The 15,933-nt window shown below is 49.2% G+C and carries 22 protein-coding genes; 1 reads left to right on the top strand and 21 read right to left on the bottom strand.

What is annotated here, in order from left to right; genetic code table 11:
• Positions 1–9: 9 nt before the first annotated feature.
• A complete protein-coding gene (locus A3849_RS26300) occupies positions 10–228 on the bottom strand; it encodes a helix-turn-helix transcriptional regulator (protein ID WP_074114048.1) in 219 nt (72 codons plus the stop codon).
• Positions 229–460: 232 nt separating this feature from the next.
• On the opposite strand from A3849_RS26300, the gene A3849_RS26305 reads away from it, so the two are divergent.
• Positions 461–1,216 carry an MBL fold metallo-hydrolase gene (locus A3849_RS26305; protein ID WP_074114049.1) on the top strand — a complete coding sequence of 252 codons (756 nt, stop codon included), beginning with the start codon at positions 461–463 and terminating at the stop codon, positions 1,214–1,216.
• 121 nt (positions 1,217–1,337) lie between these two features.
• Here the strand turns inward: A3849_RS26305 and A3849_RS26310 are convergent, their stop codons facing one another.
• The 20 genes from A3849_RS26310 to A3849_RS26400 form a co-directional block, all read right to left on the bottom strand.
• Positions 1,338–1,973: an NAD(P)-dependent oxidoreductase gene (locus A3849_RS26310; RefSeq protein ID WP_074114050.1), complete on the bottom strand. Its 636-nt coding sequence runs from the start codon at positions 1,971–1,973 to the stop codon at positions 1,338–1,340.
• A gap of 29 nt (positions 1,974–2,002) precedes the next feature.
• The gene (locus A3849_RS26315; RefSeq protein ID WP_074114051.1) at positions 2,003–2,878 is read right to left on the bottom strand and encodes a beta-1,6-N-acetylglucosaminyltransferase; all 876 of its coding nucleotides are present in this window, start codon (positions 2,876–2,878) and stop codon (positions 2,003–2,005) included.
• Between the two features lie 74 nt (positions 2,879–2,952).
• Positions 2,953–3,819 carry a VOC family protein gene (locus A3849_RS26320; protein ID WP_074114052.1) on the bottom strand — a complete coding sequence of 289 codons (867 nt, stop codon included), beginning with the start codon at positions 3,817–3,819 and terminating at the stop codon, positions 2,953–2,955.
• Positions 3,820–4,061: 242 nt separating this feature from the next.
• Positions 4,062–4,793 carry a metallophosphoesterase family protein gene (locus A3849_RS26325; protein WP_074114053.1) on the bottom strand — a complete coding sequence of 244 codons (732 nt, stop codon included), beginning with the start codon at positions 4,791–4,793 and terminating at the stop codon, positions 4,062–4,064.
• A gap of 184 nt (positions 4,794–4,977) precedes the next feature.
• The gene (locus A3849_RS26330) at positions 4,978–5,523 is read right to left on the bottom strand and encodes a GNAT family N-acetyltransferase (RefSeq protein WP_083613671.1); all 546 of its coding nucleotides are present in this window, start codon (positions 5,521–5,523) and stop codon (positions 4,978–4,980) included.
• The gene (locus tag A3849_RS26335) at positions 5,507–6,085 is read right to left on the bottom strand and encodes an O-acetyl-ADP-ribose deacetylase (RefSeq protein WP_074114054.1); all 579 of its coding nucleotides are present in this window, start codon (positions 6,083–6,085) and stop codon (positions 5,507–5,509) included. The genes A3849_RS26330 and A3849_RS26335 overlap by 17 nt, the downstream gene beginning before the upstream one ends.
• Positions 6,086–6,124: 39 nt before the next feature.
• Positions 6,125–6,301 carry a hypothetical protein gene (locus tag A3849_RS33110; RefSeq protein WP_178382805.1) on the bottom strand — a complete coding sequence of 59 codons (177 nt, stop codon included), beginning with the start codon at positions 6,299–6,301 and terminating at the stop codon, positions 6,125–6,127.
• 374 nt (positions 6,302–6,675) lie between these two features.
• The gene (locus A3849_RS26340) at positions 6,676–7,434 is read right to left on the bottom strand and encodes an XAC2610-related protein (protein ID WP_074114055.1); all 759 of its coding nucleotides are present in this window, start codon (positions 7,432–7,434) and stop codon (positions 6,676–6,678) included.
• Between the two features lie 34 nt (positions 7,435–7,468).
• Positions 7,469–7,747, bottom strand: a complete 279-nt coding sequence (locus tag A3849_RS26345; RefSeq protein WP_074114056.1) for a hypothetical protein — start codon at positions 7,745–7,747, stop codon at positions 7,469–7,471.
• 144 nt (positions 7,748–7,891) lie between these two features.
• Positions 7,892–8,314 (bottom strand): Rrf2 family transcriptional regulator, encoded by a 423-nt coding sequence (locus A3849_RS26350; RefSeq protein WP_074114057.1) that lies wholly within the window; start codon positions 8,312–8,314, stop codon positions 7,892–7,894.
• Between the two features lie 53 nt (positions 8,315–8,367).
• The gene (locus A3849_RS26355) at positions 8,368–9,183 is read right to left on the bottom strand and encodes a hypothetical protein (protein ID WP_074114058.1); all 816 of its coding nucleotides are present in this window, start codon (positions 9,181–9,183) and stop codon (positions 8,368–8,370) included.
• A gap of 25 nt (positions 9,184–9,208) precedes the next feature.
• Complete coding sequence (locus A3849_RS26360) at positions 9,209–9,793, bottom strand: DJ-1/PfpI family protein (protein WP_074114059.1); 585 nt, start codon at positions 9,791–9,793, stop codon at positions 9,209–9,211.
• 31 nt (positions 9,794–9,824) lie between these two features.
• On the bottom strand, positions 9,825–10,145 hold the full coding sequence (locus A3849_RS26365) for a carboxymuconolactone decarboxylase family protein (protein ID WP_074114060.1): 321 nt from the start codon (positions 10,143–10,145) through the stop codon (positions 9,825–9,827).
• Between the two features lie 31 nt (positions 10,146–10,176).
• Entirely contained in the window at positions 10,177–10,923 is a 747-nt protein-coding gene (map, locus tag A3849_RS26370; protein ID WP_074114061.1) for a type I methionyl aminopeptidase, read from the bottom strand.
• Between the two features lie 54 nt (positions 10,924–10,977).
• Positions 10,978–11,538, bottom strand: coding sequence for a YhfM domain-containing protein (locus A3849_RS26375; protein ID WP_074114062.1), 561 nt, complete (start codon positions 11,536–11,538; stop codon positions 10,978–10,980).
• 172 nt (positions 11,539–11,710) lie between these two features.
• Positions 11,711–12,169 (bottom strand): ferritin-like domain-containing protein, encoded by a 459-nt coding sequence (locus tag A3849_RS26380; RefSeq protein ID WP_074114063.1) that lies wholly within the window; start codon positions 12,167–12,169, stop codon positions 11,711–11,713.
• A 312-nt stretch (positions 12,170–12,481) separates the two neighbouring features.
• The gene (locus A3849_RS26385) at positions 12,482–13,111 is read right to left on the bottom strand and encodes an SGNH/GDSL hydrolase family protein (RefSeq protein WP_074114064.1); all 630 of its coding nucleotides are present in this window, start codon (positions 13,109–13,111) and stop codon (positions 12,482–12,484) included.
• 75 nt (positions 13,112–13,186) lie between these two features.
• Positions 13,187–14,050: a DUF2785 domain-containing protein gene (locus A3849_RS26390; RefSeq protein WP_074114065.1), complete on the bottom strand. Its 864-nt coding sequence runs from the start codon at positions 14,048–14,050 to the stop codon at positions 13,187–13,189.
• A gap of 152 nt (positions 14,051–14,202) precedes the next feature.
• Positions 14,203–15,381, bottom strand: coding sequence for an NAD(P)/FAD-dependent oxidoreductase (locus tag A3849_RS26395; RefSeq protein WP_074114066.1), 1,179 nt, complete (start codon positions 15,379–15,381; stop codon positions 14,203–14,205).
• Between the two features lie 18 nt (positions 15,382–15,399).
• On the bottom strand, positions 15,400–15,813 hold the full coding sequence (locus tag A3849_RS26400; RefSeq protein ID WP_074114067.1) for a DUF1641 domain-containing protein: 414 nt from the start codon (positions 15,811–15,813) through the stop codon (positions 15,400–15,402).
• Between the last annotated feature and the right edge of the window lie 120 nt (positions 15,814–15,933).

Consider the following 15,933-nt stretch of genomic DNA (forward strand, 5'->3'; position numbering starts at 1 on the left):
TTATTATTGCTAATGGGTTAACCCACCTTTCTCCTCCTCTTCATACTCAAAGATATCCTCAATGCTGAGCTTGAAGTATCTTGCCAGCTTAAAAGCCAGAATGATCGACGGGTTGTATCTCCCGTTCTCCAATGAGCAGATCGTCTGTCTCGACACCTCCAAGGCCTCCGCAAGCTCTTCCTGCTTGATGCCCTGCTGCTTCCGGATTGCCTCAAGCTTGTTTTTCATCACTGTTCCTCCAGGTCATGTAAAGCTAGCTTTACATAAAACATTATCATTTCCACCGCTAAATGTAAAGCATGCTTTACAAATAACTGAAATTGTTCATCGTTTAGATAGTTGACAAAAATAATTATTTGTGTTATAATATAATGTTTTTCATTTGAAACCACTACATAGTTTATGTATGATATGCATTAGCCTGACGGCACATTCTTATCTATTGTAATGGAGGGATATTATGCATATCGCCAAAGGAATTGAAATGCTGGAGATTACCGTGCCGGTGATGGGCGGAACAGACACGTTCTGCCCTGCCTTAATCTGGGACGAAGCAGGAGCTGTACTAATCGATACCGGAGTACCGGGGGCAGCACAGAAGTTCAAGGAAGCGGCCGCCGAAGCTTCTGTACCTTGGGACCTTGTGCGGACCATCCTGATCACACACCAGGATATCGATCATATCGGCAGCCTCCAGGCTCTCCTGGAACAGAGCCAATCCAAGATCACCGTACTCGCACATGAAATCGAGCGGCCTTATATCGAAGGCGACAAGATGCTGCTGAAGCTTACTCCTGACGCAGTGGCTGCCGCCGAAGCCAAAATTCCGCCGTCAGTACCAGAGGAATGGAAGCGTGCTTTTCTCCATATACTGGCCCATCCGCCCAAAGGAAGAGTAGATCAGACACTCACCGGAGGGGAGTATCTGCCCATCGGAGGAGGAATTACCATCATTCATACTCCGGGCCACAGCCCTGGTCATCTGAGCTTATATCATCACGCCAGCCGTACGCTGATCGCAGCCGATGCACTGACCGTGCGCGGCGGCCAGCTCAGCGGTCCCGATGCGGCAGCTACACCCGACATGGCTACAGCACTCCAGTCTCTGCACAAATTTGCTGAGTTTGAAATCGATCAGGTGATTTGCTATCACGGCGGCCTCTTCCGTGGTGATGTGAACCGGCGGATTGCCGAACTGGCCCAGGGAGACCATTAATTCCGTACTACGGGAGGGATGCCTCGGTAAACATAACAAGCAGGAGCGGGACCGTGTACACCGGTCTGACTCCTGCCTGTTATTTTAACAACGATCCAGCTCAAGCTTTGCGGCTATTGACTCAGGACTCCGAAACTACCGTAAACCGTTCACCGATATGCTGCGGCTGTTCGAGCTCATCTACAATGGCAATAGCATAATCCGCATAGCTGACATAGCTTTCGCCCTTGGAATTGGAGAGCAGATGATCCTTGCCTTTCTCATAGGAACCCGTTCTGGACCCTACGGCAAAGTTCGCAGATGGACTGACAAAGGTCCACTTCAAGTCCTTAGTGCCTTTGAGAATCTCCAGATTCTTGCCCTGGTTCAAGGCCGTTGGCTTCACAAAATCAGGGAATCCCGGGGTATCCACCACTCTCACGGTTTTAGCTTCATCCACATACAGGCTTCCCGCTCCGCCTACGACAATCAGGCGTGTATCCGGCGCAGCCTTCAGCGCTTCAATCAGCACATTTCCGGCATCCACATGCAGATGCTCTTCCCCAAATGGGGCACCAAAGGCATTAACCACAGCATCAAAGTCCTTCAAATCCTCTCCTGTCAAAGCAAAAACATCCTTCTCCACGACTGCCGCCTTGCTGCCCGCTACTTTGGAGGCATCCCGGACGAATGCCGTAACTTCATGCCCCCTGTCCAGCGCTTCCTTGGTGATTTCGCTTCCTGCCTTGCCGCTTGCTCCAATAACTGCAATTTTCATGATAAGTACCTCCTAAGTATAGTAGTGCATCAGGCCAGCTGCAGGATATCCTGAACGATCTCCCGGTCCACATCCAGATCAAACTTGCGGCCCCAAAAGCATTCTGTTCCCGTTTGCCGGATTCGTTCGTAATCCTCAGCCCGGAGTGTTCTCGGGAATTCCGGTCCGGTGTCCCAATCGGTATAGCGTTTGATTTCATTAACAACCCTATGCTTAAAGCTGCTGTTCAAGATAATCGAATGAAAAAAGATTTCGTCTCCGCAAAAGGAGTTTTTAAACAAGCGGACGTAACCGGGATTACTGCGGATATACTCCAAAATGTACTCCATGCAATCTCCGGTAACCGACATCCAGTTCGAACCCTTGTATAGGGCATCCGGCAGATTCTTCAGGCTGCGCTTCAGCACCGGCACCGACATCACCAGGTTAATGTACCGGTTGCGGATCTCCGAGACCGTTTTGGCCCGCGAGACGAGGAATCTCGGATAATACACAGACACTCTGTACATACACCCCCACATTTCGGCATCATTTGGCAGCTGCAGATGTTTGACGAACTCTTTACCCTGATTGTCCTTGAAAAAGTCAACGATCGTCCGGTTCGGAACCAGCGGCAGATCCTGCCCGCTTATAATATGAATATAATCGAAGCGTCCCTGCTCATGAATCAGCTCAAAGGATTTGAGGATGCATTCAATCTGGCCGTAATGGCCCCACTGCACATCTACAGGCTGCTTCACAAAATGAATGTCTTCCCGGTGGAGAATCTGAGCCTCAATCCCGCTTTTCCGGTCCACATGGAGAAAGAATTCCACATGCTCATCCGTTAACGATTCCAGCAGCAGGTTGATCTGCTCCGGGTTCTTATGACAAAGGACAACATATGCCATTTTGAAATGATTCAAAACATTCATCCTTTCGCTCATTTATTTCCACATATTATAGGGGAATGCGCGAAGATGAACAAGTTTTGGTTTCTTTACGGCTTCACCAGCAGCTTAATGCCTATGTTCCAAGGATCGGTAACCGTTACTATGCCATCCATTGTATCCACTCTGTATCCGGCGGAACGTACCCGTTCGGCTACGGCATCACGTTCCTGAACACTTGGCAGCAGCAGGGTAAAATAGTCAATGCCCGCCGCATCGGCCGGTGCTGCCGGAGCACCTTGCCCTGCCCAAACGTTCAGTCCCATATGATGGTGGTATCCGCCCGCCGAGATAAACATCGCCGCATCACCGTACGCAGCCGTCTGCTCGAAACCCAGCGTATCGACGTAGAACCTCTTAGCTTCTCCAAGATCGCCTACATGGAAATGAACGTGCCCGATTATAGTACCCGCAGGCAACCCCGTCCATGCCAAACCTTCAGAAGCGGCCAGCAGACCATCCACATCTACCGGATCTGTTGTCATCACAACGTTCCCGTTCGCCTCATACTTCCAGGTATCCCGCGGCCGGTCGCGATAGATCTCAATTCCGTTATTATCCGGATCCTGAATATACAATGCTTCACTGACGAGATGATCGCCTTGGCCGACATGAATTCCTGAATCAATCAGATTACGCAGCACCAGTCCAAGGCCCGGACGGTCCGGTACAAGAATGGCGAAGTGATACAGCCCTGCGGCAGAATTGCGCCGGAGTACCCGAGCATTCTCAATCTCCCGCAGCACCAGGAGCACATGCTGGCCGTCTGCCGTCATTTCCACTTCACGCCCAGTCTGGCGGAGCACCTTCAGTCCAACTACATTCTGATAAAAATCAAGCGAACGCTCCAAATCGCTTACCCGAATCTGCACAAGTCCAATTTCCAAAGTTTGCGGCAGTGTTGCTGCTGTTGTCATATAAACCCCTCCTGAATTTAACTAAGATATCCAATTCCCGCGATTGCGGTTAGTCTTAACAAGTTCCAATATTATCATTCACAGCTGTAACAGTTCCAGTTACATATTAACTAACTTTAGTTTAGTAGCATTCTATAAGTTTGTCAATTACCTTCTCAAAAAAAAAGAAAAAGCCGACCCCATCGTGGTCAGGCTTGATCAGAATTGAACGGGATACCATCCCAGCTAGCTACAGCTTGTATTCATGCGTCCTTGCCCCGGTACTCTGCTGTTCTAAGCTCTCGGATATACGGCTCCAATTGGGGCATTTGTGAGTCTATGGCCTGTTGCACAGCCTGCTCGATATCATATGGAACCCTTACGAACTGCAGATTCAGCGATGTCTGATCACGGCTGCCGTAAGCTCCCTCCAGAACGGTATACGAGGCCTGTGTGATATCCAGCGGATTGCCGACACTCCCTGTATTGAATAACGTCTTTCCTTCCGGATGCTGCAGATATACACCGTGGATATCCCCGTATCCGGCCACATCCGCCGGCAGCTGTTCAGCGCACAGCTCTGAAGGGTCAAAAAGCGATAACCGCAGCGCCAGATCGTCCCAGGGCTGGATACGCTCATTTACGCTCCGCGGCGAAGCATGGAACAGGCGGATGTACTTTCCGCTCATCCAGAACTCGATGGAGAAAGGCAGCTTGCTCAAATACGCCATTCGCCCGGGTCCGAGGAGGGCCTGATGCCATTGTATCGCCTCGAACTCACTTTCATAGGCGATGTATTCATCCCAGTTGCCCCTGACCACTTTCTCACAATGCTGCCGGATCAGGTCAACTGCCAGATCCGAATTGGGTCCCTTGCCTACAAGGTCCCCCAGACAGAAGATCTTGTTGATCTTACGCTGCCGGATATCCGCCAAAACGGCCTCCAGAGCGGTTACATTGCCATGAATATCAGAAATAATGGCGATTTTCTCCACGTATGTACCCTCCGATGCTGTACTGATATGTAGTATCTCTTCGTTCAACTAAGCCTTTTAGCACCGCTATAGACTCTTCTTTCTTCATGAGGTTCATTACCTGATCTTCGCTAATAATAGATAATCCCAGAATCAGACTAGCCGCTAGAAGCGATAATTGATTTTTCATAAGCAGCTCTTTGGTTCAGGTACCGCAGTATTCTATAAGCCAGCAGTCCTTATATTCCCCTTCATGCCATTCATGCTCCGGAAGCAGCTTTTTGCGCACAAACCCGTTTTTCTCATACACACGCAGCGCCCGGAGGTTCCAGCTTTGCGGGTCCATGACAATTTTATCCGCCCGCTTGATTTCCAGCAGGAAGATAACCGTCTCTCGTACCAGCTGCGAGCCAACACCCTTATTCCAGAGTCTTGGTTCACCGATAAACTGGTCCATTCCGTAAATCGAACCTGCAAAATCCGTAAATCCATACTCTGCCCGCTCATCGTCATCAATGGGATAGAACTGAACGTAGCCTATATCCTCCGACCCGTAACAGACAATAGCGCGGATCATCCCCTCCGGGGTGTCTTCGTAAAAATGCTCCTGCACCATTGCCGGATCATGCGGACGGTCGCGGCCTTCATAATACTCCAGGACAACCGGATCCGACAGCCATTTCACCAGCAGCACCGCGTCCTCAGGTTCCAGATTTCTTACGCTGAGGTCTTTCTTATGATAGAGGATCATTGCCGGAACACTCCTTGTAGGCATCAGCTTGCAGTCTATTCAGGTATAAGTTGTAATTCTCATCATCATAACAAACAAAAATAATCTCTTCCAGACCCGTGCGTTGCTGAAGAAATCCGGCAACAGCCTGGAGAGCGATATCCGCAGCCAGTTCTTTGGGAAAACGATATATCCCCGTACTAATATTCGGAAAAGCAATGCTTCTGCCCTGCAGTTTATGCGCCAACTCCATGGTATTCAGGTAGCAGCTCCCCAGCAGTTGACGTTCATTTTGCTCACCCTTATTCCACACTGGCCCTACGGTATGAATTACATATCGGGCTGGAAGTCTCCCGGCTGTTGTATAGACTGCTTCACCTACCGCACAACCGCCTTGCTTATTCCTGATTTCCATACATTCAGCAAGAATATCCTGACCTCCGGCTCTATGAATAGCTCCATCCACTCCGCCGCCGCCCAGAAGACTGGTATTCGCCGCATTCACAATAATGTCAGCCTGGCACTTCGTAATATCTCCCTTAATAACTTCCAGCCGCGTGTCTCCGATCCGGAACGTCTTCATGATGCATCTCTCCTGTAGACAAAATATATCGCTCCAGCGTTACATCCGCTTATCAATAATATGCTTGTTCTCCCTGATCTCTTTACGCAACAGCCGGATTTCGTCAATCAATATATCCAGTTTGTCTGAAGTCCGGGATCCGTCCACAGCCTTTCTGATTACGATCAAAAGTGCCACCAGACCTATGAACCATAAACCGAGTGCAAAAATCAACATCAATCCTCTCCCTTCGGCGAATGCATGGTGTTAGTCTACTGCACTTGGAATATTGTGTAAAGCAATAGACCGCCTTAGCCAGCTTGCCGTACATGTCCTCCATACAAAAAAAGGGACCCCGCCAACGTCCGGCAGGGCCAAGGTCTATTTATAAGGGGGTCATGGGATTACTATAAGCCCTGAAGCTTAAAAGCGTATGAAGATCAAATAAAGGTTTGCTGAAATTGTCGAATCCGGTGCTATACACGATAAAAAGATCCCGCCGAGGCACAGCAGGATCTAAACAAAAATCTATCCACTGGGGGGTGGAGAACTCAACTATACTCCCCGAACCTTAAAATCACATAAATTTCCGCTAAATGTTTTCTTAAATTTCATTCACCCTCCCAGGGCTCTTCGATTGTCTTCGTGAGCTTATAATCACCATTCACCAATTCGTGAATCTCCGTATATACAGTATCTTCCGAAGGATCAATACGTTCATCTTTTCTATAAATCAGGGTAGGAAGACCGCCGATATACTTATAGGTCTCCCAAAAATGTTCAACCGAGCTGCTCCGGCCAAATGTAGTAATCTCCTGATGCTTGGGATCAAATTCCGGTGAGGTGATCGCTTCCAGCTCCTCACTTGGAACAAAGCGTGATGAAGCAGCCTCCCAGAGCCAGCAATAGTATGGGATATTAGGCGCAGCTGGTAGATTAGCTTGTATCCGAATATCGTTATAACCGTCGAAATTCATATCTTCCACGATAAATCCCAGATGTGCCGAATCCATAGTTTCAGTCGGTTCAAATATTAGTTCCTGCAACGGCTTCTGCTGACCGGATTTAAAGATAGCTATCTTGTATGCACTGTGGATATACTCCCGTTCCTGACCATAGAGAACAAAGGTATATTCCGGCAGCGCATGATCAATGATGTGCTTTTCCGAAATTTCAAGCGCTGATCCCACCGGTTCTGCTTCAGGCTGTATGCTAATGATAGGATCAACATGACTAATAGATTCCTTTGGCTCGCTTGTATTGTCCAGCTTTTGTACCGCTTCAGTATTCCTGTCTACTACTCCCCCGCAACCCGCAATAGACCCTATGAGAAAAAGAAAAACTATAGCCCCAGCTACTTTTTCGACCATAATATCACCTCCATGATTTAGCAGCCTGATGCACTTATGGCCCGCTTCCACCCGGAGCGGCTATCCAGCCAAGTCTGTTCTTTTTGACATATACAAACGGCAAATCCGCCTTTGGCACAACATATAAATCCCCGTAGCGCGGATCGTTGTGGATTCGGCCTTCAGATACTTCTCCAGTAAAGGCTAGTACCGGATGCTTGAGGAGCAGGCTTTTTCTGACAGCAAGCTCCGGACTTAAGGAAGGAAAGAATGCCATATATAGTATCAATATTCCTACAGAGATAAAGAGATATCGGACTTTACTCTTGCGCATGGTGGAGTTCCTCCTGTGCTTGTGACTAGGTTGATTTTACCATGTCGGCTTCTGGCAAGCACGTATAAGCACAAAATAAGGTATCCCGCAGGCATCAATATGATGACGGGGATACCCTTGCAGGGACACGAAACCCAATACACTTCAAGACACCGGAATCTGATTCACGATCTGATCCAGGGTAACCTCCTGCAGCACATTTTCCATCGCTTGCTGGGCGAGAGAAAAGACAGGGATTATGGCTCCGGCAATATTTTGGCCAACCGGGCAGCTGGGATTCGGATGCTCGTGAACAGAGAACAACGAATCCGCCTCTACCGCATTCACTGCTCTATAAATTTGCAGCAAGGTGATTTCGGCCGGGTTTCGCGTAAGCTTCGCTCCCGCTACACCGGGACGGACCTCAACCAGACCCGCCTTATGCAGCATGCCTGTAATCCGCCGGATCACCACCGGGTTGGTGTTGACACTGGCTGCGATCCATTCCGAGGTGCTTTTGCCCTCCTTGTTGCTGTCGATCAGCGTCAAAATATGAATAGCCACCGCAAACCGGGTGCTGATGTTCATGAAAATCTCTCCTTAGCGCGATACCCCATAGATGCAACTATAATAGTTACATTCTATCCGGTTGTCAATACCTGCAGGAGCTCAGCAACCTCAACAGGGTACTTCTTGGTGAGCCTTGATTTGCCCAGGTTGCTCTTCACAATCTTCATCAGCCGGGTATCTCTGCTCTCCGCATATTTACGCAGCATGGCAAATCCGGGCTCCGGCAGCCTGGCGGCAAATACACTCAGACTATATTCCAGACCCTTGGACAACACGCGAAAATGTTCCGGGTCGGCTGACCTTGAAGCGTCTCTGCCGATTCCCTCCATAATCCCGTCTGCCACCTCCAGACAATACAGAGCATTGGGCTCAGACTTCAGCAGCGGAGGATGTGCCAGTGCTGCAACAAAAGCGCGCTGCTCAAGCAGCGTAGACCCCGCACGCCATCCTTCTAGTAACTGCTTAAGCAGCACAAAATCATACTCGCCAATGGATTGCAGCCCCATTGCCGCGGCCTCACGAATCCTCCATCTGGCGTCATTCATTGCCGCTCGCAGGAATCCTTCCGCCTGGCTCCGCCGTCCGGCAGCCCCATGGGCATAATGGGCTCCGCAGGCCCAGACTGCACAGAACACCAGAAATTCCTGTGGATCACCTGCAGCAGCTTCAGACTCAGGGATCTGCGCCCAGGCCGTGATTAGCTCCCAGGCATCTTCCGTCATATCAGGTTTGGCATAAAGGCTGGCAAAGCTGCCCGCCAGAGCGAGGTTGGCCCTCGGTCCGGGCAGCCCGCTCTTCTGAAGCATATCTTGGGTGAGTACCGGCCATAGATCACGGTTGTCCACCTGCTGCCACAGTGTTGCCGGTAGATTTGGACTTTCTTTCATCTCATTGCCCCGTTTCCCTGCGCTTCTACTGTCTGCAAATGATTCCCTGCACATCATAGGGGTAATCTATTTGTTTCTTGACAGCAAGCATGGCAGCTTCTCCCGCCAGAAGCGACGTCATATATAGTCCCAGATCAATGGAGGCAGAGACTCCGCCCCCTGTAATGACCTTGCCATTCTGTACAATCCGCGACTTCACTGTCCGTTCGCAATACGGCTCCAGCAGTTCGTAAGCAGAAGGATGAGTCGTTGCCCAGCAGTCCCGCAAAAATCCGGCCGCACCCAGCAGCAATGAACCAGTGCACACGGACACCTTATAAGGGACCTCTTCGGCTCCCCGAAGCCAGGAGATGAAGAGTTCATCATCCCGCAGCTTTCTCGTCCCCATTCCGCCCGGTACAAATACGAGGTCATATTGCGCCAGATCCGGCTGAACCTTGCCGATCTGAACAACCAGTCCATGCTCATCCTTCACCTGTCCGGTGAAGCCGCAGATGTCCATCTCCAGCCCTTGGCCTGCTTCATAGGCCCCCAAACGGCGAATCACATCATAAAAGCCGGCAAAATCCAGAAAAGTGATACCATCAAAAAGTACAAAAGCTATACGCATCTTATCCTTCTCCTCCCGGCAATTTCACATATTACTCACTGTCGTAAGCCTGCAAAGCCACCGGTAAGGCTTGAATAACCACGTTTCCAGCAGCCGGCAAGCCCAGCAGAACTGCGCTGATAACCTCTTCTCTTGTGGCTCCAAGCGCCTTGGCATGCTTCACATGAAAAGGCAGACCGCTTTCAAGACGCATCGCAGCCAACACCGAAATATAGGCAATCTCTTCTGTCTTCGGATCCAGTTGGCTTGCAGCATCCAATTTCCGAACCGTCTCCATCCAGGCTTGCTGCTGCTGCGGAGCTTCCTTCATAAAAGTGGCAAAGGCATTACTTACTTGCGGTGTATTGTCCATTTGATAGCCTCCGTTTCGTATAATGAGCCTTTCAGGCACTTGTCAGGATAATCGGCTTACCCTTGGTGACTACGATCGTATGCTCATACTGGGCTACCCGGCTGCTGTCCTTCACACTCAGTGTCCATCCATCCGACTGCTGCTCCACGAAATCCGTTCCTGTGGAGAGGAAAGGCTCAACCGTGATGACCTGCCCTTCTTGCAGCACTGTGGTTACACGCGGATTATAGAACGGAAGGATCTCAAAAGGCTTCTCATGCAGCGATCTGCCTATGCCGTGGCTGCAGAGATTCCGCACGACTTTGTACCCGCGTTTGCGGGCTTCCAGCTCCATCATGCGGCCTATCTCGTTAACCTTCATCCCGGCTCTCAGGTGATTAATAACACTCATCATGGTCTCTTCGGTGCTGCGGCATAGATGGACAATTTTTTCATTGAACGGCGGCAGTTGAAAAGAAACCCCAGCGTCCCCGTAATACCCGTTAAGCTCGGCGGAAACATCAATGTTAATCAGATCGCCCGCCTCAATAACCCTGGAGCCCGGAATTCCGTGAGCTACCTCTTCATTGATACTAATGCAGGTGCTCCCTGGAAAATTATAGGTAACCTTGGGGGCAGACTTCGCACCAAACCGCTCCAGAATCGCCGCTCCCACCCCGTCCAGCTCAGCGGTTGTCATACCTGGAACTACACTTTTCCTCATTTCCGCTATAGTGTAACCTACTACTTGGCCTGCTGCCTTAAGTCCTTGCAAATCCTGTGCTGTATCACTAGTCATCTGCCCACATTCCTCTCGGTTCATATCATTTCACTGGCAAATCTGAATTTGTTCTTATACTAATTCCTGTAAGGAGTGATCGGAGTTCAGGGTAAATCCCGTCACCGGAAAAAGATCACCCTGCAATATGGTTGCCGGCCTATCGACAGCATCTGAAGCCTGAGCCGCTTCAGAGCCGGTGTCAATGGCGGGGCTCCCTTGGGCATAGACAAGCTTTCTTAGCTTATCGGCGTTCTTGACGGAAACAGAATATCCTTTGCCGCTGTTCTCCTCCGAAACCAGCAGTCCAAGGTTCCCGCTGTCCTCTCCGAGATTCAGAATATAATTCTCTGTATAGCCGTCCCCGTAGGTCAGCTTCATTCTGAACTCGACACCATAATCCAGCTCGCCGCTGATCCGTTTGCTGCCATTCATCGCATCTGCCATCAGCTTGATAAATGCAGGATCAGTAAAGGTCTTGCTCGCGAAGGGCTCATCCTGCGTTTTGCCGTCCTGAGACTGAAAGTCGAGGGTAATCTCTGAAATCCATCTCGCATTGATGAATCCGAAAGCATTCTGGCAGCCGCTCAGCAGAACAGCCAGCAGAACCGGCACGATCAGCAGCAGCCTTTTCATGGGTTCCACCTCCAAATTCTTATGTATTCTCCAATTATATCAGTCTTGTGAACCAAATAACATTCTGTCACTTTTGTAAAAAAAAGAACCTGCAATGTCTGCAGATCCTTCCCATTAAGTTTCTGGTTCATAAGCAGTGCTACTCCCGCCCAGAAAAACCCCAAATATCATTTTATATCTGTTTCATCAACCAATTCTGTTTGCCTATCAATTTCATAAGCTCAAGCTGCTGCTCCCCCCACAGCATATCCTCTTCCTCATCCTTAACATAATCCTTAAATAGATCATAGGAAATTGGATCGCCAATCATGGTTTCAAGGATCTCGCCAACTTGGCCTAAGCCGCTTTTGGAAAGCTCAACATCATATGTAAGCCATTCTTCGATATCTTCGTATACCGGAACTTCCTTCGCTACACCGTTCTTGACGGTGCCGCCAAGATCAATAATACGGTCAATGAATTTCTCGACAAACTGCATCTCCTCCTCTGCGTGTTCTGCATATTTCTCCCCAAGTTTTGAAAAACCCTGGCTGGCAAATATTCTGGACTCTATTCTGTGTCCAACAGACTGCTGCGAAAGCATGGTTACTAACATCTGGAATAACTCGATAGTTTTTTCATTTTTAGCCATAATGAATTTCTCCCCATATACTATTTTTTATTAAACTAAATTTGTTGTAATTATATTTTGCACAATCATTTATAGATCTAACTTACTCCTTAAGTTAATTACTGTCAAGAGTGAATTAGCTTCAATTCTCTTTGATCATTCGCCGTTCACAAAGTATATGACAACGTAGTTTTTACTTGTTTTATCCCTGGTATATTTGCAAAAATATGTCCTTTTGATGCATCAAAACAAAAGGGCCGATCCGTTATATCTCAATGGATCGGCCCACGAATGGCAGGCTAATATGTATGGAGTACAGGCTGCCTATTACATTTAGCTAATGGCTCCTACTGCTCTCAGCCAGGCATCGGTAATGAGCGCATGTCCAGCCGGTGAAGGATGAACGCCATCCGGTGCCCAGAACGCAGATTCCGCCTTCACAGATGCCGCAGCAAACAATCCATCGATCGGTACCAGTACAGCACCATACTCACGGGCCAGCTCACGCACCACATGGATTTTCGGGTCCAGATCCTGGCGCCAGCCTTTGCGGTCCTCAGGAACCGGCAGCACAAAAGGCTCAACCAGAACCAGCTTGGCGCTTGTTGCTGCCAGAGTGCGCTCGATCAGATCGCGATAGGAAGCTTCGAACTGTGCAGCCGTAGTTTCCTCACCGGAATCAAACCGGCGCCAGGTGTCGTTAATGCCGATATAGATCGAAACCACAGTTGGTTTCAGCTCCAGGCAATCCTTGTCCCAGCGCTTCTGAAGATCAGCAATACGGTTACCGCCGATTCCGCGGTTGAAGAAGGCCAGTTTCTTTTCGGGATACAGCAACCCAAGCCGTGCCGCTATCATCAGTGCATAGCCGACCCCCAGAGAGGACGGATCTTCATAGTCTCGGCCCCAATCGGTAATACTGTCGCCCTGGAACAAAATGATATCGTTTTCTTGAAATTCCATACTGAAAAGCCTCCTATGAAACATCAGTTATAGTATAAACAAATCTATTATAGCAAATAGACTTCGGGTGAGCATCTATTGAACAGAATGTATGCTTTCAACTGTGAATTTGTTCAATTTCATCTCGGAGGTAAGCAGAGCTTCCTGAAGCTCCTGCCCGAGCCCCTCCCTTTCTCTTCTGAAATATAGAGCCCTCACGAAATTCTTGCTGTTGACCCGGTTGATGTATTGGCTGCGGATTCTGGGCTGGCTGCCGGAGGCCGCAAGACTGTCAATCCATTCAGCGATACGCTCCCGCGCAAGCAGATTGCCGCGGATCATTGTGTCCACAATCGTCGCCATCCGTTCATCTTCTTCGTCTCTGAAGATATATGCCCCGTTGTGGAGCATAACCCGAACCGCCTCCAGAATCTCTAGCTGAACCCGCTCATCACATTCCGGACATTGCACCAGTTCATCCAAGGCATCAGCACCATGGGCCGCCGAGTGGGCCCAGCCACCCTCTTCAACATAGCCGCGCAGGTCCTTCTCTTCAGTGTAATAGCGAAGAAGCGCTGTCTTCAGCGTTAGAAAACCAGCAGCATCCAGAAAAGGCTGTTCTCTGTGACGCTGGATAATAAGTCCAATGACCAGTATCGTGAAGGTTCGGGTAAATACCGTGTCATCTCCTTGCACGCCTATGCCATGGAACAGATGCTGCTCATCCAGCAGGACCGCCAGAATCTCGCGAAGCTCGTCAGAAGAGAACTGCCGCTGCTCCAGAATCCATTCATAGAATGCCGGATAGATCAGCTCGTCCCTTAGCTCCGGCTGAGGATCTCCGATATACTCCAGCATCAGGGAGATGAAACGCCGATGCTCTTCGCCTTCACGAAGCCTGTAGTGTTCCGTTTCTATTCTTTGCAAATCGGTCATTAACTGAATTCTGACACTATTCATGGTTTCACTCCATCCATTGATTTACTATGTAAATTAACACAATATCGTACCCCTTTCCAGATCAAAAAAACCTTCAAGCCTATCCGCTCCTTACAGCATAAGGATCGGGCAGTGGCTTGAAGGTCATATTGGACTTTGTAATAATATGATAATTAGTACGCCAGGCTGAACAAGCCTTTGATGTGGGACAAATAACGGATATTGCTGGCTTCTTTCATAAGAGTTGCAGGCAAGCCTTTGAGTGGAGTATTGCTGGCACCGATAATCGCCACTCCGTCTTTGCGTCCCAGGCTGGCAAGCGTACCTGAGTTGATCGGGCTGAACGTTTCAGATGCGGAGTTATTCAGATAAGCATACAGATTGTAGCCGATCAGCTCGCCCATCTGCCAGGCGATTTGTGCGGTTGGCGGGTATGGACGTCCATCTGCTGCGAAGACAACGGCGCTGTCTCCTGCCACAAAAACATCCGGGTGCGAAGTCGACTGCAGAAAATCATTAACTGTCGCACGGCCGCGGTTTACTTCAAGACCAGATTCACCGACAAGAGGATTGCCTTGAACCCCACCGGTCCACACGAAGGTATTCGCCACAATCTGCTGGCCATCCTTCAGATCGATCACATTGCCGGCCACATTGGTTACAGGAAGACCGGTCAGGAAAGTTACCCCGCGGGCAGTCAGGCTGGTTACCGCACGTTCAATCAAGTGATCCGGCAGCACTGGAAGGATTTTGGGCCCAGCTTCCACCAGCATCAGCTTGATATCTTGAGCATTCACACCATACCGTTTGGTCAGCTTCGGCAGCACATCAGCAATCTCACCCACCAGCTCCACACCGGTCAGTCCGCCGCCGCCAATCAGAATGGCTGCATCGGCAGGATTGTGCGTCTTGGAGTATTCACGAATGCGTTCTTCAATGTGGGCATGGATTTTTGTCGCATCCGCAGCAGATTTCAGCACCATACTATACTCTTCCAGACCAGGTATGCCGAAATATGCAGTAGTGCTGCCGAGTGCAACCACAAGGGCATCATACGTAAGCGACGTCCCATCGGACAGCTGCACCTGCTTGTTGTCAACGGAGAATGACTTCACCTTGGCAATTTTCAGATCAATGTCTTTTCCGGCAAAAAGCTTGGTAAGAGGCATAGTTACAGCTTGTTCTGAGGCACTCCCTGCCGCCAGACGATGTAGCTCAGTAATAATCTGATGCGTCGGATACTGATTGACGACTGTGATTTTAGCTTCAGCCTTACTCATATATTTGCGCACGTTAATAGCACTCAGAAGGCCGCCATAGCCTGCTCCGAGAATCACGATATGTTTTGACATGATAATGTTCCTCCGTCCTTATTGATGTGGATTACGTTCGCCGCTGACCTGCAGGTATGCATTCATGAAACGGAGCATTTTTTGCACCTGGGGGTCCTTGATCATTCGCATCATGCCGAACAGGCTGATCGTTTCACTGCTCTCATTGGCACGATCTTTGGCTTCGATCACTGTAGCTGCCATCGTTTTAACGGAATCTACTACAGGCTCCGCAAGCTCTTTGATAGCACCCACTGTATCATTTTTCAGTACTTCATCCGATGCAACAGCCTGCACAAAATCCAGTGATTTGGTTAATGCACCAACCAGCTGTGTAATCTGGGGAAGCTGCTCCACCAGTGTTGTTAGGGACTCCTGCACCTCAGGCTTCAAGAGCTGATCCAGGAGATCTTCTTTGGTAAAAGCTTTGGTTTGCGTAATGGTTTCTGACATAATGAGTGCTCCTTTACTTTAGCTTTGTTTTCATATAGAAGATGAACTAGCATATGAACGAAAAGATTAATGTCTACATCAATGTGATTATTATAACATTCTCTATGTAATAAATGTCAC

The sequence above is a fragment of the Paenibacillus sp. P46E genome (assembly GCF_001909095.1).
Lineage (GTDB): Bacteria > Bacillota > Bacilli > Paenibacillales > Paenibacillaceae > Paenibacillus_AQ > Paenibacillus_AQ helianthi.